General features: G+C 69.0%; 18 protein-coding genes and 1 riboswitch. Of the genes, 6 read left to right on the plus strand and 12 right to left on the minus strand.

The window, feature by feature from the left end:
• The first annotated feature begins 113 nt into the window (after positions 1-113).
• Complete coding sequence (locus ACZ5PO_RS39200; protein ID WP_464188791.1) at positions 114-2,006, plus strand: AMP-binding protein; 1,893 nt, start codon at positions 114-116, stop codon at positions 2,004-2,006.
• A gap of 3 nt (positions 2,007-2,009) precedes the next feature.
• Here the strand turns inward: ACZ5PO_RS39200 and ACZ5PO_RS39205 are convergent, their stop codons facing one another.
• The 6 genes from ACZ5PO_RS39205 to ACZ5PO_RS39230 all read right to left on the minus strand — a co-directional run bounded on the left by ACZ5PO_RS39205 (position 2,010) and on the right by ACZ5PO_RS39230 (position 6,748).
• Positions 2,010-2,321: a type II toxin-antitoxin system RelE/ParE family toxin gene (locus ACZ5PO_RS39205; protein ID WP_464188793.1), complete on the minus strand. Its 312-nt coding sequence runs from the start codon at positions 2,319-2,321 to the stop codon at positions 2,010-2,012.
• On the minus strand, positions 2,311-2,499 hold the full coding sequence (locus ACZ5PO_RS39210; protein WP_464188795.1) for a hypothetical protein: 189 nt from the start codon (positions 2,497-2,499) through the stop codon (positions 2,311-2,313). The genes ACZ5PO_RS39205 and ACZ5PO_RS39210 overlap by 11 nt, the downstream gene beginning before the upstream one ends.
• A 172-nt stretch (positions 2,500-2,671) precedes the next feature.
• Complete coding sequence (locus ACZ5PO_RS39215) at positions 2,672-3,883, minus strand: acyl-CoA dehydrogenase family protein (RefSeq protein WP_464188797.1); 1,212 nt, start codon at positions 3,881-3,883, stop codon at positions 2,672-2,674.
• 1 nt (position 3,884) lies between these two features.
• Positions 3,885-4,997: an acyl-CoA dehydrogenase family protein gene (locus ACZ5PO_RS39220; protein WP_464188799.1), complete on the minus strand. Its 1,113-nt coding sequence runs from the start codon at positions 4,995-4,997 to the stop codon at positions 3,885-3,887.
• Between the two features lie 131 nt (positions 4,998-5,128).
• On the minus strand, positions 5,129-5,923 hold the full coding sequence (locus ACZ5PO_RS39225) for an enoyl-CoA hydratase/isomerase (RefSeq protein ID WP_464188801.1): 795 nt from the start codon (positions 5,921-5,923) through the stop codon (positions 5,129-5,131).
• A gap of 66 nt (positions 5,924-5,989) precedes the next feature.
• Positions 5,990-6,748, minus strand: coding sequence for an SDR family NAD(P)-dependent oxidoreductase (locus tag ACZ5PO_RS39230; protein ID WP_464188803.1), 759 nt, complete (start codon positions 6,746-6,748; stop codon positions 5,990-5,992).
• Between the two features lie 420 nt (positions 6,749-7,168).
• Here ACZ5PO_RS39230 and ACZ5PO_RS39235 point away from each other — a divergent pair, with 420 nt between their 5' ends.
• A complete protein-coding gene (locus ACZ5PO_RS39235) occupies positions 7,169-7,804 on the plus strand; it encodes a TetR/AcrR family transcriptional regulator (protein WP_464188805.1) in 636 nt (211 codons plus the stop codon).
• A 26-nt stretch (positions 7,805-7,830) separates the two neighbouring features.
• On the plus strand, positions 7,831-8,712 hold the full coding sequence (locus tag ACZ5PO_RS39240) for an SDR family oxidoreductase (protein ID WP_464188807.1): 882 nt from the start codon (positions 7,831-7,833) through the stop codon (positions 8,710-8,712).
• A gap of 228 nt (positions 8,713-8,940) precedes the next feature.
• Here the strand turns inward: ACZ5PO_RS39240 and ACZ5PO_RS39245 are convergent, their stop codons facing one another.
• Positions 8,941-10,623, minus strand: coding sequence for a COG3904 family protein (locus ACZ5PO_RS39245; RefSeq protein WP_464188809.1), 1,683 nt, complete (start codon positions 10,621-10,623; stop codon positions 8,941-8,943).
• 534 nt (positions 10,624-11,157) lie between these two features.
• Between ACZ5PO_RS39245 and ACZ5PO_RS39250 the strand changes: the two genes are divergently transcribed.
• Positions 11,158-11,703, plus strand: coding sequence for a hypothetical protein (locus tag ACZ5PO_RS39250; RefSeq protein ID WP_464188811.1), 546 nt, complete (start codon positions 11,158-11,160; stop codon positions 11,701-11,703).
• Positions 11,704-11,788: 85 nt separating this feature from the next.
• Here the strand turns inward: ACZ5PO_RS39250 and ACZ5PO_RS39255 are convergent, their stop codons facing one another.
• From ACZ5PO_RS39255 to ACZ5PO_RS39265, 3 genes are all read right to left on the minus strand, one after another.
• On the minus strand, positions 11,789-12,202 hold the full coding sequence (locus tag ACZ5PO_RS39255) for a hypothetical protein (protein WP_464188813.1): 414 nt from the start codon (positions 12,200-12,202) through the stop codon (positions 11,789-11,791).
• A 2-nt stretch (positions 12,203-12,204) separates the two neighbouring features.
• A complete protein-coding gene (locus ACZ5PO_RS39260) occupies positions 12,205-13,266 on the minus strand; it encodes a DUF1176 domain-containing protein (RefSeq protein ID WP_464188815.1) in 1,062 nt (353 codons plus the stop codon).
• 323 nt (positions 13,267-13,589) lie between these two features.
• Complete coding sequence (locus tag ACZ5PO_RS39265) at positions 13,590-14,855, minus strand: serine hydroxymethyltransferase (RefSeq protein WP_464188817.1); 1,266 nt, start codon at positions 14,853-14,855, stop codon at positions 13,590-13,592.
• A gap of 38 nt (positions 14,856-14,893) precedes the next feature.
• A riboswitch (ZMP/ZTP riboswitch) is annotated at positions 14,894-14,997 on the minus strand.
• A 115-nt stretch (positions 14,998-15,112) separates the two neighbouring features.
• Here ACZ5PO_RS39265 and ACZ5PO_RS39270 point away from each other — a divergent pair.
• Together ACZ5PO_RS39270 and ACZ5PO_RS39275 are read left to right on the plus strand one after the other, a co-directional pair.
• A complete protein-coding gene (locus ACZ5PO_RS39270) occupies positions 15,113-15,346 on the plus strand; it encodes a hypothetical protein (RefSeq protein ID WP_464188819.1) in 234 nt (77 codons plus the stop codon).
• Positions 15,347-15,471: 125 nt separating this feature from the next.
• Positions 15,472-15,705 carry a hypothetical protein gene (locus ACZ5PO_RS39275; RefSeq protein WP_464188822.1) on the plus strand — a complete coding sequence of 78 codons (234 nt, stop codon included), beginning with the start codon at positions 15,472-15,474 and terminating at the stop codon, positions 15,703-15,705.
• A gap of 144 nt (positions 15,706-15,849) precedes the next feature.
• On the opposite strand, the gene ACZ5PO_RS39280 is transcribed toward ACZ5PO_RS39275, so the two are convergent.
• Positions 15,850-16,611, minus strand: a complete 762-nt coding sequence (locus ACZ5PO_RS39280; RefSeq protein WP_464197230.1) for a YbaY family lipoprotein — start codon at positions 16,609-16,611, stop codon at positions 15,850-15,852.
• 318 nt (positions 16,612-16,929) lie between these two features.
• On the minus strand, positions 16,930-18,510 hold the full coding sequence (locus ACZ5PO_RS39285) for an AMP-binding protein (RefSeq protein ID WP_464188824.1): 1,581 nt from the start codon (positions 18,508-18,510) through the stop codon (positions 16,930-16,932).
• Positions 18,511-18,608: the final 98 nt, after the last annotated feature.

The following is an 18,608-nucleotide window of genomic DNA, read 5'->3' on the forward strand; positions in this document are numbered from 1 at the left end:
CCCGCGCGCACCGCTTTTGCGTCCCGCCGCCGGGACGGTATAGGTAGAGCCTGACTTGAGCGCGCTGCGCTCGCACAACGACAAGCTGCATGGCCTCACGGGAGAGAGACGAGATGGTCGCGAGCTCGCTGCCGCCGTTCCGCAAGATCAACTTCATGAGCCGCGATATCGAGCTGGAGCGTCGCGACGACGGCTCCATGGTCATGCGCTCGCGCCACGCGCTGAAGCCGTACGAGCGGCATGTGCCGGCCTACCTGGCGCATTGGGCCGAGGCGACGCCGCACAACGTCTGGCTGGCCCAGCGCCGCGGGCCGGAGCGGGCCTGGCGCAAGGTCTCGTTCGGCGAGGCCAAGGGCATCGTCGACGGCCTGACCCAGGCGCTGCTCAACCTCGGTCTTAGTGAGGACCGGGCGGTGATGATCCTCTCCGGCAACTCGCTGGAGCACGCCTTCATGACCCAGGCGGCGATGCAGGCGCGGCTGCCGGCCGCCCCGGTGTCGCCCGGCTACTCGCTGATGAGCGAGGAGTTCACCAAGCTCAAGCACGTCTTCAACCTGCTCACCCCCGGCGTGATCATGGTGCAGGACGGCCCGCCCTTCGAGCGCGCGCTCAAGGCGCTGGACCTGACCGGCGTCACGGTGGTGCACGTGGACCGCCCTGCGCCCGGCGTCCCCAGCATCTCCTACACGGAATGGGAGAGCACGCCGGTGACCGACGCGGTGGCGCGCTCGATCGCCGCCATCGGGCCGAAGACCATCGGCAAGCTGCTGTTCACCTCCGGCTCCACCGGCATGCCGAAGGCCGTCATCAACACCCAGGAGATGATGACCGCGAACGTCGCCATGGGCCAGCAGGCGGCCCCGCCGGAGCCCGGCGCGGTGCGCCGCACCGTGCTCGACTGGCTGCCCTGGAACCACACCATGGGCGGCAACTCGATGTTCAACGCCGTGCTCGCCGACGGCGGCATGCTCTACATCGACGACGGCCGTCCGGTGCCCGGCCAGTTCGAGGAGACGCTGCGCAACCTGCGCGAGGTGTCGCCCACCTATTACGTCAACGTGCCGGCCGGCTACGCGGCACTGGCCTCGGCGCTGGAGGCGGACGAGGCGCTCTGCAAGAGCTTCTTCAAGAACGTGCGCCAGCTCGCCTACGGCGGCGCGACGCTCTCGGACGACCTCTACGACCGCATGCAGGCGCTGGCGATCAAGTACACCGGCGAGCGGCTGGTGTTCTCCACCGGCTGGGGCTGCACCGAAACGGCGCCGACGGCGACCTCGACCTATTGGGAGACGGAGCGCGTCGGCCTGATCGGCCTGCCCTTCGCCGGCATCGAGCTCAAGATGATCCCGGCCGGCAACAAGTACGAGCTGCGCCTGCGCGGCGTCACGGTGACGCCGGGCTACTACCGCCAGCCGGAGCTGACGGAGAAGGCCTTCGACGAGGAGGGCTTCTACAAGATCGGCGACGCCGGCGTGATGGTGAACCCGGACAAGCCGGAGGAGGGCCTGATCTTCGCCGGCCGCGTGGTGGAGGACTTCAAGCTCTCGACGGGCACCTTCGTGCACGTGGGCTCGCTGCGCATCGCGGCGGTCGCCGCCGCCACCCCCGTCATCCAGGACGCGGTCATCGGCGGCCAGGACAAGGCCTATATCGGCGTGCTCGCGTGGCCCAACGTGCTGGCCTGCCGCCAGCTCGCCGGCCTGCCCGAGGCCGGGGCCGAGGAGTTGATCCGCCATCCGGCGGTGATCGCCCGCCTGAAGGAGGGCCTGGAGGCCTACAACGCCGACAACCCGGGCTCCAGCACCACGATCTCGCGCGCCCTCCTGATGAGCGAGCCGCCGTCGGTCGACGGCAACGAGATCACCGACAAGGGCTACATCAATCAGCGCGCCACGCTGGAGCGCCGCGCCGCCCTGGTCGACCGGCTGTTCGCCGACAAGCCGGACGCGGACGTCATCGTGCTCGGCAGGCGCGCAGCGTCGGGCCGGCCCGTGGCGGCGGAGTAGGCCTCAGAAGAGGCGCGTCAGCTCGCGCCTTCCATCGACGACGCGGACGATCTCGACGAGCTGGACCGGTCGGTCATCGCTGTCCGGCTCCGTGCGGTAGAGGATCACGTAGGGCCGTTCGAGCAAAATGCGCAGCGCCGGCCGAATATCCGGCCGGCGCACGCCCAGACGCGGCTGCTCAGCAAGCAGCTTTACCTTCGCGTCGATCCGGTTGAAGTAACGTTCGGCCGCGGCGGGCTGCTCGAGGCCGATCAGGACGTATATGTCCAGCAGATCGTCCCGGGCCTCTCGCGTCCAGAAGACCTCACATGTCAAGGGAGGTCGATTTCCTCGCCGCTTTCAGGCGCGCGCGTGCTTCCCGACGCAGATCGTCCATGTCGACCGGGCCAGCGGACCCACTTGCGACGCCCTGATCCCAGAGCTGGCGCAGTCGGTTGATCTCGTCCTGACGCAGCTCGCGCTTTGCCTGCCAGTCGCGCAGCGCCTCGCGCACGACTTCGCTGGCTGTCGCGTACTCCCCCCCTCCACCGCGGCCCGGATGAAGGCGATCTGCTCTTCGGTAAGAGCGATGCTGACTTTTGCGACGTTGGGCACCGAACGATCCGTTGCGTGGTGGCAGATGTTACGACTTCATGCCACGCGCGCAACCCCGAGCGGCCGAAGGCCTACCCGCCACGCACCTGCCGGAACGGCACGTCGCGGTCGACCTCGGGCTCCTTGGGCAGGCCGAGCACGCGCTCGCCGATGATGTTGCGCTGGATCTGGTCGGTGCCGCCGCCGATCGAGGTGAAATAGGCGTTGAGGCTCAGGAAGTTGGCATCCTCGGCACGGGGGTGGTCCGGCCCCTCGAGCAGGCTCTCGGGGCCGAGCAGCGCCGTGCGCAGCCGCGCCTCCTCGTGCAGGATGCGCGACATGGCGAGCTTGCCCAGGCTCATGATCGGCGACGAGGTGCCCTGCGCCAGGTCCGCCTTGGCGCGCGCCGTGTTGAGGGCATTGAGCTTCTTCAAGGCCACCACCCGGGCGAGATCCTGACGGGTCAGAGGATCGCCGAGCCTGCCCGCCTCGCGCGCCAGGGCGATCAGCGGCTCCTCGCCCACGCTCTCGGCCGCGCCACTTCGGGGTCCGCGCGCCTGCTCGCCCATCAGCGAGCGCTCGTAGGCGAGCGCCGTCTGCAGCACGCCCCAGCCCTGGCCGAGCTCGCCCAGCAGGTTCTCCGCCGGCACGATGGCGTCGGTGATGAACACCTCGTTGAAGTGGCTCTCGTTGGTGATCTGCCGCAGCGGCCGCACCTCGATGCCCGGCTGCTTCATCGGACAGAAGAAGAAGCTGATGCCCTGGTGCTTGGGCACGTCCCAATTGGTGCGAGCGATCAGCATGCCATACTCGGCCGTCGCGGCATTGGAGGTCCACACCTTCTGGCCGTTGACGACGAAATGATCGCCGTGGGTCGCGTCGGTGCGGCGTTCGGCCCGGGTGCGCAGGCCGGCGAGGTCGGAGCCGGCGCCGGGCTCGCTGTAGAGCAGGCACATGCCGACGTCGCCGCGCAGCAGCCGCGGTACCAGCTGCTGCTTCAGCGCCGGCTGGCCGAAGGCGAGCAGCGTGTTGGCCCACAGGTTGGTGCGGTCCTGCCCGGTGCCCGGCGCGCCGACCGCGGCGAAGGCCCGTTCGACGATGCGCGCCTGCGCGTCCGGCAGCGCACGTCCGCCCCACTCCACCGGCCAGCGTGGCACCGCCCAGCGCGCCTCGACCACCTTGGCGAGCCATTGCCGCAGGCCGGCAGCGTCGACGGGCGCTCCGGTCCAATTGGCGGCAAGCCAGGTGCGCACCTCCTCGGCCAGGGCCTCGTCGGCATCCGGCGTGTGGGGCGTCTCTGCCATCTCAGCCTCCCAGCTGTTGGACATAGCGTTCGCGGTAGAACGCCGGGGTGCCAAAGAGCTGCGCGTCAGCGCGGGCGCGGCGCAGGTAGAGGTGCGCCGGGTGCGCCCAGGTGAAGGCGATGCCGCCATGCATCTGCACGGCGGTCGCGGTGATGGTCGAGAAGGCATCGGCGCAGGCGAAGGCGGCCAGGCTGATCGCGGCGTCGCGATCGGCGGCGCCCTCGGCGAGGGCCTGAGCCGCGTGGCGGGCGGCCGAGACCGAGCTCTCCGCTTCCAGCAGCAGGTCGGCGGCCATGTGCTTGATGGCCTGGAAGCTGCCGATGGCGCGGCCGAACTGCACGCGCGCCTTGGCGTAGTCGACGGTGAAGTCGAGCACCCGCCGCCCGGCGCCGGCCTGCTCGCCGGCGAGCGCCACGCGGGCCAGATCGAGCGCCTGCTCCACCGCGTCCCAGGCGCCGCCGCGGGCCGCAAGCCGCCGCGCCGGCACCTGCGCGAAGCGTATCTGCGCCAGCCGCAGCGTGTGGTCGAAGGTCGGCAGCGCCGTTGTCGCGACGCCGGGCGCCGTGGCCTCGACCTCGAAGACGGCGAGACCGTTGGGGGCGTTGGCCGCCACCAGCAGCACGTCGGCGATCTGCCCGTGCATGACGTAGGAGGCCTCGCCGTCGAGGCTCCAGCCGTTGCTCGTCTCGGACGCCGTCACGGCCACGCCATCGCGCGCCCAGGCGCCGGACGGGCCGGTGATGGCGGCGGTTGCGATGGATGAGCCGTCGGCGATGCGCGGCAGCAGCCGGCCTTGCGCGTCGGCGTCGCCGAGCGCCTGGAGCAGCCCGGCGGCCAGGACGCCGCTGGACAGGAGCGGCCCGCAGAGCAGCGCGGCCCCCGCCTCCTCCATGACGAGCTCCAGCTCCATGGGGCCGGCGCCGGTGCCGCCGTGGGCCTCGTCGATCAGGAGGCCGACGACGCCGAGCTCGGCGAGCTGGCGCCACAGCGCCGGATCATAGCCCTCCGGCAGCTCCATGGTCCGGCGCACGTCGGCCTCGGTGCTGTGGTCGGCCAGCAGGCGGCGGACGGAGTCCTGGAACGCCAGCCGCTCCTCGCGGGCGAGGGTCGCCATGGGTCGCTCTCCCTGCTTTTTCTTTGATGGATGGTCGGGTCGAGCCCGACCATGACGGCATGGTCGTGAAGCGCAAGCCCTCCGGCGTCATGGCCGGGCTTGACCCGGCCATCCATCGGCTTGCTGACGTCTCACTGCCCCTTGAAGGCCGCGGGGCGCTTCTGCAGGAAGGCCTGCACGCCTTCCTTGAAATCCTCACTGCGGCCGGCGACGCGCTGGCTCTGGCATTCCAGGTCGAGCTGCTCCTCGAAGGAGTTGTCGGTCGACTCCCAATAGAGCTTGCGGATCAGGCCGAGCGACACGGTCGGGCCGTTGGCGAGGTCGGTGGCTAGCTTCATCGTCTCGCCCAGCAGCTCCGCATCGTCGTAGACGCGGTTGACCAGGCCCCACTCCAGCGCCTTCTCGGCCGGCAGGCGGTCGCCGAGCAGCGACAGCTCCAGCGAGCGGGCGCGGCCGACGAGGCGCGGCAGGATCCAGGTCGAGCCGCAGTCGGGCACCAGGCCGATGCGGCGGAAGGCCTGCATGAAATAGGCCGAGCGGGCGCACAGGATCAGGTCGCCCATCAGCGCGAAGCTCATGCCGGCGCCGGCGGCCGCGCCGTTGACGGCGGTGACGATCGGACAGTGCAGGTTGCGCAGGCGGCGCAGGATCGGGTGGTACTGGGTCTCCAACGAGGAGCCCGCATCGGTCTTGCCGCCCTCGCGCTTGCCCATGTCGCCTTGCAGGTTGGCGCCGGCGCAGAAGGCGCGGCCCTCGCCCGTCAGCACCAGGCAGCGCACGCCCTTGGCGGGGTCCGTGATCTCGTCCAGCGCCGTGTTGAAATCGGCGAGCAGCGGCGGCGACAGCGCGTTCAGCACCTCCTGGTGGTTGAACGCCAGCACGGCCACCGGGCCGTCGATGGTGAGCTTCATCCGTTCCAAGGCCATGGGTCGTCCTCCTTGATCTCTTGATGATGGCCGGGCTTCAGCCCGGCCATCCCGCGCGATGGGCTATTAGCGCGGCGCCATGCGGATGGCGCCGTCGAGGCGGATGGTTTCGCCGTTGAGCATGGGGTTCTCGACGATGTGCACGGCCAGCGCCGCATACTCCGACGGATCGCCCAGGCGCGACGGGAACGGCACCTGTGCGCCCAGGCTCTTGCGCGCCTCCTCGCTCAGGGTCATCAGCAGCGGCGTGAGGAACAGGCCGGGCGCGATGGTGTTGACGCGGATGGCGAGCTGCGCCAAGTCGCGGGCGATCGGCAAGGTCATGCCGACGACGCCACCCTTGGAGGCGGAATAGGCGGCCTGGCCGATCTGGCCGTCGAAGGCGGCGACGGAGGCGGTGTTGATGATGACGCCGCGCTCCTCGCCGAGCGGCTCCAGCGCTGCCATGCCCTCCGCCGCCAGCCGGATCATGTTGAAGGTGCCGATCAGGTTGACGTTGATCACCTTGATGAAGGGGTCGAGCGGGTGCGCGCCGGCCTTGCCCACGGTCTTGATGGCGGGGCCGATGCCGGCGCAGTTGACCAGCACGCGCGCCGGGCCGTGCGCCTTGGCGGCTTCGGCGAAGGCGGCCTTGGCGCCCTCCTCGCTCGACACGTCGGTCTTGAGCGCCAGGCCGCCGATGTCAGCGGCGACCGCCTTGGCCTTGTCCTCCTGCACGTCGACGATCGCCACCTTGGCGCCCTTGGCAGCCAGCGCGCGGGCCGTCGCCTCGCCGAGGCCGGAGCCGCCGCCGGTCACCACCGCTGCAATTCCCTTGATATCCATGCCGTTCTTCCCGTCACTCGGGCGGGCGAATCGCCCCGGCCCGCGTCCATCGTCATCCGCCGCCGGCGCCACGGCACCAGGGCCTGGAGCACTTCACGATTGGATGATGTTCATCCAATCGTGAAGTGCTCCAACTCTTCGAATCCGGAGCGCTTCTCTTGTGATCGGGTGGGTCCACCCGATCACAAAGCGCTCTGGCACGGGTATCAGCCAAGCCCGCCGACCCGTCAACCTATCGTTTGTTTGACCCGCCGCCGATAGCGTAGGCAATATGCGCGCCGTCGCAGGGCGGTGCGGGTGCCGAGCTGTGGACAGTCGCCGCCGCGCCGGGGCGCGGAGCGTGACCGTCACCGGCGCCCGCGGCAAGATTGCTGGTTGAGAATCGCGGCCCCTGGCCGTGGCGTCAGAGGGGGAGTTGGTATGGCGAGGACCACCGTTCGCGCGCGCCGGGACGTGGATCGGGCCGGCGCCGATGCGGGCGCCGCCGAGCGCCGCAAGCAGATCCTGACGGAGGCGGGCCGTCTCTTCGCCAAGCAGGGCTTCGAGGGCACCTCGATGCGCGAGATCGCCGCCGCCACCGGCCTGCTCTCCGGCTCGCTCTACTACCACTTCGCCTCCAAGGAGGAATTGTTCGTCGCCGTCTACGAGGCCAACATCCGCGCCGTCGGCGAGGCGGTGGAGAACGCCATCGAAGGCATCGACGACCCCTGGGCCCGTTTCGAGGCGGCCGCCGTCGCCCATTGCGAAGCACTGCTCACCGGCGAGAAGACGTCGATCCTCGACGTCAAGTTCCCGCCGGTGCTGGCCCAGGTGCGGCCGCAGCTGATCCGCTCGCGCGACGAGCACGAGCGGCTGTTCGACAGCCTGATCGCGCCGCTCGACCTGCCTGACGACGTCGACCGCGTGCTGTTCCGCCTGCACGTGCTGGGCGCGCTCAACAGCGCTATCCTCTGGTACAAGCCGTCCTCGCGGCTGACGCCGGCGGACGTCGCCCGCCACGTCGTCAAGGTGCTGCGCTACGCGCGTCAGGGCGCGCCGGCGGCCGAGTCCAAATAAATCGACACCACAGAGGGAGACACGCCATGTTCAAGGACAATCTGCTCGCCGGCAAGCGCATCCTGGTCACTGGCGGCGGCACCGGGCTCGGCAAGGCCATGGCCGACGGCTTCATGGGGCTCGGCGCCGACGTGGTCATCTGCGGCCGGCGCAAGGGCGTCTGCGACGAGACCGCAGCCGAGCTCACCGCCAAGCACCCCGGCCGCAAGGTCGCCACCTACGGCGTCGACATCCGCGATTTCCAGGCAGTCGACGCCATGGTCGAGGACATCTTCGCCTCGGGCCCGCTCACCGGCCTGGTCAACAACGCCGCCGGCAATTTCGTCTCGCGCACCGAGGATCTTACGCCCGGTGGCTTCAACGCCATTGCCAACATCGTCATGCACGGCACGTTCTACGTGACCCACGCCATCGGCAAGCGCTGGATCGCCGGCGGGCACCCCGGCAGCGTCGTCTCGATCCTGACCACCTGGGTGCGCAACGGCGGCCCGTTCGTGGTGCCCTCGGCCATGAGCAAGGCGGCGGTCAGCGTCATGACCCAGTCGCTCGCCACCGAATGGGGCCGCTACGGCATCCGCCTCAACGCCATCGCGCCCGGCGAGATCCCGACCGAGGGCATGAGCAAGCGCCTCAACCCGGGCGAGCAGCCGGGCGAGCGCACCGTCAAGATGAACCCGCTCGGCCGCATCGGCACCTTCGAGGACCTGCAGAACCTCGCCACCTTCCTGATCTCGGACGGCTCGGGCTGGATCAACGGCGAGATGGTGGCGCTCGACGGCGGCCAGGCGCTCGGCACCGGCGGCAACTTCTACACCGCGCTGCGCGGCTGGACCGACGCGGACTGGCAGAAGGCCCGCGACCTGATCATGGCGCAGAACGAGAAGGACCGGAAGCAGCGCACGGCCTAGAGCATTGCGCCGTTGGATGGACCCATCCAACGGCAGAGAAATGCTCATAACCTTTTGAATCTGGAGCGCTATCTCGCGATTTGGCGATTCCAGCCAATCGCAGAGCGTTCTAGCCTGCGGCCGAAACGGAGCCGGGCGCCGCGCCTTGCCCGAGGCCCCGATCCCGGCCGAGCAGCGAGCGCCGCCGGCGCGGCCGGTCCGGGGTCGCCAATCGAATGGTGGCGCCGCTCAGTCGGGCCGCATCATCTGCGCCGCCTGTTCGGCCGGGAGGGCGGCGACGAGCCGATAGTAGGCTTGGTGAATGGCGCAGGAATCGGCGAACTCCGTCGGCGGGATGTCGTCCTTTCCGAGCAAGGCCACCTGCCGCACCGGGTAGCGCTTGACCAGTGCCGCCCTGAGCTGCGCGACCGTCGCCTCGTAATCCTGCCGAGGGACGGGCGGACGCGGTGCCGCCGTCTGGAAGAGCCGCACCCGCAAATCCGCCTCTCGCCTCGCCAGGTCGGGTGAGAAGGTGTGCTCGAAGGCGTCACCCGCAAGCAGGTAGTCGAAGCAATCCTTCGGGCTGGACGCGAGCTCCCCGAGTTGATCGGCCTTCAGCTTGGCGGAGTCGACCTGCACCGCGTCATCGGCGAGCGGCCTCGCCTTCACGATCGCGGCCGCCACGCCGGACCAGAGCTTGCGCATGGCCGGAGCCTCCGTCCGTCCCTCCTCATAGTCGCGATAGAGGTTCGCCAGAATGTCGCCGAGCTCGTTCGGGAACGTTCGCTCCATGGCGGCCAGGATGGGGGACAGGGACAACATCGTTCGACGCATGGCCTGCTGGTCGACGATATTGCCGAAGCCGGACAAGGCGAACTGGCGGCCGTCGGCAAGGGCCGTGACGACACGCGCGCTCAGGAGCTCCTGCGATGTGGGCTCCCACATCTGGCCGCTCGGGGTGGCGAACACCTTGCGAACGAATTCGGCGTCGAAGCCGGCCGCCAGGTAGTCCTTCCGCCACGCCTCGACCGCCGCCGCCAACCCTGACGCCGTCAAGCCCGGGAATGACGGGGCATGAAATCCCAGCGTGCCGCTCGGGGCGATCCACCGCTGATGGCCTCCCGCGAAGGCCAGGGTGCAGGCCGAATAGCACGTCGACGAGACATACGTGGTCATGTGGCCGGCGCGAATCGCGTTGTAGAGTCGTCTGGCTTCGCCCAACCTGCCCCCGAGGCTGTTCAGGTGGACGACGGTGATCCCCGGCGACGCGGCGACGATACGCTGAAAGTCCGCGGCAAGCCCGTATTTGAAGCCGCCGATGATCTCGATCTCGGTGCCGTTGCGCATCACGCGCATGGTATAGTCGTGGACGCTCGGATCGCCTGCGTAGGCAACCCTGAACGTCTCCACCGCCTGTGGCAGGCCGGCCACCGCGAGCTGCAAGGCGAAGCCCGCCGCGCCGAGACACAGCATGGCCTTCGCCGCCACGGCCCAGAGCAGCCCCTTCCCGGCCCGTCGGCGACGCGCGGCGTGGTTGCTCGCCGCTCGCCAGGTCCCCACCGTCTGCCAGACAAAGATGGCCGAGAGGCCGGTCAACAGCATGACGGTCGACCAGAAGATCTTGATCGGGTCGAAGTCGATGTCGGAGGATGCGTCGACGATGGCGCGAACGCTCGCCCAAGCCGCAATGCACCCCAAGGTGAATACCACCCAATAGGACACACCGAGGGAGAAGCCGCCGCGCCAATGCCGCGCAATCGGATTGCGCGGCAGCTGTTTGGCCGGAGGGTTCTCGCCCTCCGCGGCCGATTGCTCCTCGGGTCCCGCGAACGGCTCGACGGCGGGTGCGAATGTCGGCTCGATGCGCATCCGCCCCGACGGGCCGGCCGATGTCTCCATATTCTCTGCCCCGCCGTCGGCGGCCCCTGTCATGGCCTGCGGCCGTCCCTCGGACTTGTAGGATAAGCGCAACTCCAGGGCGAGCGAGGGCGTCCTGGCTCGCGCTCATCAGGGCAAAGCGTCGCACCGGCCTGGCCCCCTAGCTCGAGAGCCGCGGCCCTGGTGCCGATCCTCGCCGACGGGGCCGAGGTCTGCTTTCCGCTCTACGCCCACTATCCGGCGCGACACCTGCCGCCGGCCAAGGTGCGAGCGTTCCTGGATGTCGTACACGCCGCCACAACTGGGGTGGAGAGAGCATGGCTCGCAAGACGAGGCAACGCCGTTTGAGGCGGATGCGGCGACCAAAGATCATTTCGCGGCAGAGCTTGATCTGCTATCCGTCGATAAGTGACCCGAGACGGCTGAGCGTCGGCTGCGGAGAGGCGGCGATTGCTTCTGCCCATTATCACAATTCTTGCAATTGTCATTCTTCCGGCCCTGCTTTGCATTTGGTCCGTCATACTCGTACTGCGCTTTGCCATCCGACTCTGGCAAAAGCCTCAGCCGGGACGGATCATGAGGCGATCGATGATCGCTGTGGCGCTCGTTTGTCTGATTGGCGTTCCCTATGTCGTAGCCCAGCGCCATGATCGGCATTTGCTGTTCGCACGTGTTCCCGCGCCGCTCGAGGTTGCGTCCGTGGAATACCGGCTTGAGAGATCGTGGGGCCTCGGCTTCATGCCAGGCGACAACGAGACGGGCTTTGTCGTCTACCGCCTCACCGAGGCGAGTGCGGATTGGGCGCGGAAGCAAGGAAGCCGGCTCGGCGAGATGCTCCCCGGCGGCACAGCAAGGTGGCAGCCAACGCCAGTGGCGCATCTGGGAGATAGATCTTGGCACCCTTATGATCACGACGCGCAAATGATGTCGGTTAAGCGTGCTGAACAGCATCCGCCAACGATCGCAGAATATCTTGAGAAATACGGCTTCACGATCGCGATCGAGGAAGACCGGGATGCTGAAGCCGATCGATCGATCCAGGAGAGCGGCTCGTTCTATTTGTATGGTCGAGGCGGCAGCGTCACGGTCGTCGACCCGGCGAGAGGAAAGGTTTACTTCGCCTACGCAGGGTAGCGCCGCTGGCTTGCCGGGTGCACAGCTCAGCTTGGCGCCGCGAGGGCGCTGCGTGGCCCGATCGGCCGACGGAGAAGCCTGACTCTCAGAGCGGCGTCTGCTTGGCGCGTGACTGCAGGCGGATCGCGATCAGGCGCTCGCCGAAGCCGCGGCTCAGCGATTCCGCCATGTTGAGCGGCGTGCAGTCGGCCACGGCCCGGATCGCGGCTGCGATGAACTGCTTCTGCAGGTCGAGCGGCCCCGGGATCTTGGAATAGGTGATCATCGGCTTGCCGCGCACGGCGCCGGTGTGGGTCAGCATGAAGCGCAGCGTCACCTCCCACCCCTCGGTCCCCGCCGGCGGCCGCCAGCAGCGATTGATGGCGGGCCCCAGCTCCTTCGCCGAGCTCACCTGCGGCTTGGCTTCCTGGGCCAAAGCGGCCAACGGCAGGATCAGCGCGACGGCCGCGCCGCGGCCGGCGATGAGCGCGAGAGCGCCGGTAGCGGTTGCCGCGCGCATGGTCATCCTCTCGGCTCCGTCCTCACCCGCAACAGCACCGGCCAGTCGTCGGACGGCACACCGCCGCAGGCCTGCATCTGGACGACGCGCACCGGCCGGAAGGTGGTGCCGTCCCAGGCCCAATCGGCGATCAGGCCGCAATCGCCGATGCCACGCCCCTTGCTGAGCGTGGTGATGGCCAGCCCGTCCTCGCTGAGCGCCGGGTTCACCAGCACGCCGGCGTCGTCGTGCGGATCGGCGCCAGGGAGCGCGAACTTGACGGCGACGGGCGCACCGGCCCCGACACGCCAGAAGCTGTAGCCCCAGTTGTAGGCCCCGGCGAAGGCGCAGGTGCCCCACAGGGTCTCGGTGGCCGACAGCTTGAACACCAGGTCGTCACCGGGACAGCCCTTGTCCGTGGGCTTCGGCACGCCCGCCGGGCGCCGGCCCGGCTTGTCGATCTCGGCCATCTTCACCGCCGCCAGGGCGGGCATCTCCGGCGGTGCCGGCACGGCCGAGGCCGGCGCCGGGCCGCGGTCGGCCAGCGCCGTCACGGTGCCGATGCGCTTCTGCTGGTCGTCCATGAACAGCAGGGCGGCGGCCGCACCGGCCAGGGACACCTTGGCGCTCTGCACCACCTTCGGGCCGTCGACGAGCGTCAGGGTGACGGCCCGGGCCGGGCGGATCGCCTCGATGAAGGCTTGTGCCGCGGGGCCCGTCAGCGTCAGAGACGCCTGGCCGTCCTCCAGTTGGGCCGGCTTGCGGTCGACCGCCGGGGCGGCCTGCCCCTCCACGGCCACCGTCAGCAACGCGTCCTTGGGCTCGACATCCTCGATCCGGACGGTGAAGCGCACCGCGGCCTCGGCCGCCGCGGCGGCGCCGCGCTCGACCTTGATGAAGCCGTCCGCGCCCTGGTCGGCCACGAGGCCCAGCGCGGTGCAGGCGCGCAGGTTGTCGCAGCCGATCACCCAGTCCTTGAAGGTGCGCAGGGGGCCGGGCGCTTGCGCCTGCGCCGCGGCGGATCCCGCCGTCAGCGCCGCGGCAACCAGGGCCAGGGGGCCCAGAGATCCCGATCTCTCCGTCATGTGCACTCCGTGCCGCTAGTGTGGTGGATCTGAAGTTCCTGCTCCCCACATGGCATCAATGTTCAGGAACTTCAGATCCATTAAACCACACTAGAATCATAGAGTTGCTAGTGTGGCTTAGGAATCCGAAATTCGCTCCCAGCGCTGCCCCGAGGTGGTGCGAATTTCGGATTCGCCACACTAGAGCGGGATGATTTTTCTTCGAATCATCATCCCGCTCTATGCCGTTCTCTCAGCATGATCTTTTCCAAGAACCGGCGTCCACTTCTTGGGATCATGCTCTAGACAGTGGAGCCCCCTGCGCCGTCAGCGAAGGTGGCTGCTCAGGTTGAAACGCCCGGCACCGGATGGCTCCGGCACAGGGCCTCGACCTCCGCGCGGATCGCCGCGATACCGTCCCGGTCGTCGGGGGCGCGCAGGGTGCGCACGATCCAGGCCGCGATCCGCCGCATGGCGTCCGTGTCCATGCCGCGCGTCGTGCACGCCGGCGTGCCGAACCGGATGCCGCTCGGCCGCAGCGGCGGGCGCGGATCGTCGGGGATGATCTGCTTGTTGGTGGTGATGCCGATGCGGTCCAGGGCTTCCTCGGCAGCCCGCCCGTCGAGCCCGAAGCTCGCCACCGTGTCGACGACCATGAGGTGATTGTCCGTGCCGTCGGTCACCAGCTTGGCGCCCTCCGCCATCAGCGCGGCGGCCAGCGCCTTGGCGTTGTCGAGCGTCGCCTGCGCATAGCGGCGGAAATCCGCCTCCTGTGCCTTCTTGAAGGTCACCGCCGCGCCGGCGATCACGTTCATGTGCGGGCCGCCCTGCAGGCCGGGGAAGACGGCGGCGTCGATCGCCTTGGCGTGCGCCGCCTTGCTCAGGATCAGGCCGCCGCGCGGCCCGCGCAGGGACTTGTGCGTCGTCGTCGTCACCACGTCGAAGCCGGCGTCGAGTGGATTGCGCATGACGTCGGCGGCGACCAGCCCGCCGATGTGGGAGATATCAGCCATGGTGAGCGCCCCCACCTCGTCGGCGACCCGCTTGAACGAGGCGTAGTCGTAGTCCCGCGGGTAGGAGGAATAGCCGCACAGCACCAGCTGCGGCCGTGTCTCGCGGGCGACTTTGCTGAGCTCCTCGAAGTCGATGGCGCCGCCCTGGTGCGGCGCCGTCTTGTAGCGGACGAAGTTGAACACCTTGCCCATGTGCGACACGGGCGCCCCGTGGGTGAGATGGCCGCCGTGGGAGAGGTCCATGGCGAGCACCGTATCGCCCGGCTTGAGGAAGGCGAAATACACCGCCTGGTTCATCGGCGAGCCGGACAGAGGCTGCACGTTGGCGTGCTCGGCCCGGAACAGCTGGCAGGCCCGCTCGCGCGCGAGGATCTCGACGCGGTCGGTGAACTCCTGGCCGCCGTAGTAGCGACGCCCCGGATAGCCCTCGGAGTACTTGTTGGTGAGCACCGAGCCGAGCGTGGCCAGCACCTCGGGGTAGGTATAGTTCTCGGACGGAATCATTTCGACGCCGTCGAGCTGACGGCGCTCCTCGCCGGCGATGGCCTCGGCAATATCGGGGTCGAAGGATGCGAGCTGCTGGCGGTACGCGTCCATGGGGCGTCCTCCTTTGCAAAGGATGGACCGGTCCATCGACCGGTTGCCCAGGCGAACGGCGTGCCTCGCGCCCGTCCCGGACGGACGCGACGTCGCGCTCCCCGATGGTGCCCCATCTCACTCGCCAGTTGCGCGACGCGGCTCTTATAGCGGCAGGCAGGCGGGGGCGGCAAGCGGCGGGGAATAATCGGCGACCGCGCGGGATCATCAGAATAACGCCGCGACGGAAAGGCGGCGGCTCATCAGGAGGCTTTCCCATGCGCTACGCCATCATGCTTGTCGTCGCGGCTTCGCTGTTCGGCGCTCTGGTGCCCGCCTTCGCCCGCGCCGCGCCGGAGCCCGGATCCATCAAGACCTATGCCAAGCGCGACGCCACCGCCCTTGGACCGCGAGCCATGTGCGTGCGCAGCTGCGCGTCGGACTATTCGCCATGCGACCCGCTGGTGTACAAGCTCGCCGACGGCCGCTGCAAGGAAGCGAACGGTGGCTGAGCCGGAGCAAGGCGCCTGCGGCCGGACGAGCGACCGACCGGCGAACACCCGGCCGACGGGCGCCATCATCGCATTGACGCGTCGATGCCCCATATGAACGGCAGGTCTCGACCAGGAGGATGATCATGCACCGTATGCTCGCGCTTTCCGCCGCCCTCGCCCTGCTGGGCGCCGCCGCCGGGCCGGCCTACGCCCGCCCCGCCAGCTGGTCCCAGCAGCGCCAGGCGGACACCTATTCGCAGCGCGGCACCTCCCAGCAGTGCGAGCGCATCTGCTCGTCGGATTACTCGCCGTGCGACCCGATGGAGTACAAGCTCGCCGACGCGCGCTGCCAGAACTCCACCAGCGGCGGCCGCTAGAGCGATTCGCGATCGGGTGGGCTCACCCAATCGCAAGAGAAGCGCTCCAGTTTCAAAAAGATGGAGCATATCTCCGCCATTGGATGATGCTCATCCACTGGCGAAATACTCCAGGCGGTGCGGCACCCCCCGCGCCGCCGTCGCTCACATGCGCGCGAGCACCACGATCGGCCGGCCGTCGGCATCGAGGAGGACGAGCTTGCGCCGCGTCGGGTCGATCCGCCAGGCGCGGACGTCCCCGAGCGCGGCGAAGAACTTGCTCTCCTGATTCATGGCCGCCGGCGTGCAGGCCATGTTGGTGCTGGCGAGGTGCCCGAAGGTGATCTTGTCGGCCGCGATCGTGGCGCGGCCGCTCATGCGGTTGCAGCCGCCGGTGCCGGAGACGCGGCCGTCCGCGGCGATCTCCAGCACGGTCTGCAGCCGGTCGATGACGCCGCCGCCGCGGATGTCCTCGGCGAGCCAGCGCCCGGCCGGATGCGCCTGAGCGCGACTGCCCGGCCGTACCCGCGTCTTCACCCGCTGCACGAGGATATCGGTCCGATTGGCGCCGCCGGCGAACACCGGATGGCGCGTCGTCGAGGTGAACACGAGCATGCCGTTCACCAGGATGCGCGCCCTGAGCGCGTAGCTGTGGCCCGGCCGGAGCGCGGCATCGTCGAATTGCAGGGTGTAGGGGATGGGCACCTGCCCGGTCGGCGCGATCGACGCGCGCGCGATGATGCCGGCAGGCGCATCAGCGCGCGACACGTCCTCGAGCGTGACCTCGACCACGGCGCCTGGCGGCAGCGCCATCCGCTCGCGATAGAAGACCGTGCCGCTCAGGCTCGCTGGCTTCGCCATGGCCGCCACAGGATAGGCCGAAAACCCGAACGCCGTCAGCGCGCCCAGGAGCGTTCGCCGGTTCATGCTGTGCAAGACAAGCCTCCTCGCCAGATCGCCCGGTACCGCCGTCGAGACGAGCGGCAGTACCGAGCGGGCTGATACAGCCTGAACGACGAAGCTCAAAGCAATTCCGGGCACAGCGGCGTCGATGGCTCGGACATCCGGCGCCAATAATGCGCCACGACGGCCCCGGAAATAGGCAATTCCACGTCACCGTACCGGATCGGGCCACGCCCGCATTCCCGGAACTATTGTCCGAATCTCGCAGCGTTCAGGCCGTTTGACCCGGCTCAGTCGGGCGCCGGGCAGTGGGCGGCCTCTCGCGTCTTGCGCGCGGCCGCGTCAGACCAGCAGCTTGCGCAGCTCCGCCTTGGCGATCTTCTCCAGCGTCGAGCGGGGCAGCTCGCCGACGATGCGCACCTCGTGCGGCACCTTGAAGTCGGCGAGCTGGGCCCGGCAAGCAGCCAGGATCGTGTCGGCGAGGTCCGGTGCGACAGCCACGTCGGCCAGCGGCAGCACGAAAGCCACCGGCACCTCGTCCAGCATCGGGTGCTTCTTGGCCACCACCGCCACCTCGTTGATGCCGGGCACGGTCATGATCACGCGCTCGATCTCGGAGGCGGCGACGTTCTCGCCGCCGACCTTGAGCATGTCCTTGGACCGGTCGGCGAAGACGAAGAAGCCGTCCTCAGCCAGGCTCACCCGGTCGCCGGTGATGAAATAGCCATCCTCGGTGAAGGCATCGCGGGTCGCCGTCTCGTTGTCGGCGTATTCGGCGAACAGCGACAGCCCGGGAATGCCGCGGATCAGGAGGTCGCCGGTCTCGCCCGGGCCGAGCTCGGCGCCGTTCGGATCGACGATCTTGACCTGATATTCGGGCGCACAGCGGCCCATGGACATCGAGCGGTTGAAGCCCCTCACCTCGCCGATGGTGCCGTGGGTGATCGTCTCGGTCATGCCCCACCAGCCGATGGTCTTGACGCGGAAGTGCTCGTCCCACGGCGGCTCGCAGACGCCGTTGCCCCACAGCCGGTAGCTGTGCTGGGCCGGCACCTCATGGGCCATCAGCGCCTTGCAGGCGAACGGGATCAACGAGGCCCAGGTGCAGCCGTGCTTGAGCGACACCGGCCAGAAGCGCGAGGCGGAGAAGCGCGGCTGCACCACGCAGGCGGCGCCCGCCCACAGGGCCGCGAGCACGGAATAGGCCTGCGCGTTGGTGTGGAACAGCGGCATGGTGACCATGTGCACGTCCTCGGTGCGCAGATCCTCATGCGTGGCGTTGACCTTGGCGCCCCAGAGCGCGTTGGCGTGGGTCCACAGCACCGCCTTGGGCCGCGACGTGGTGCCCGAGGTGAACTGGATCGAGAACGGCGCCAGGGGGTCGTGCGGCCGGGCCGGAAGCTCGGCGGGGTCGGCATCGATCCCGGCGAAGCGGGCCTCCGCCTGCGGCCGGTTGGCGCCGGCATCCTCGCCGTTGTCGGTGTCGGTCACGGCGATCCAGCCGAGGCCGGGGCAAGCGCGACCCACCAGCTCGGCGAACTTGGGCTGGGTGATGGCGCCGACGGCGCGGCTGTGGCCGGCGTAATAGGTGAGCTCCTCGGCACTGGAGCGGGCGTTGGTGGTGACGGCCACCGCCCCGGCATAGGCGCAGCCGAGCCACGACAGGATCGCCTCCGGGCAATTGTCCAGGTGCACCAGGACGCGATCGCCCGGCTTGACGCCACGACGATGAAGGCCGGCGGCGAAGCGCGCGGCGCGATCGGCGAAGGCCTTGTAGGTCCAGGTCAGCCCCTCGCCCACGAACGGCTCCCAGATGACGAACGGCCGCTCGGCTGTCGCCTGCGCCCGGTAGTGGATGAGGCTGCGGATATCCATCGCCACGAACGGATGGCCCTGGCCGGGCACGAGCGTCTGTTGCGTCATTTGGTGTCTCTCCCGTGCATGCCCCGTCTCGATGGCGGGCTTGACTTGCGAGAACCTAGAACGGCGGCAGCCGCGGGTTGTCAACACGCGATGTGTGG

The organism is Chelatococcus sp. KU-N122 (assembly GCF_055391085.1).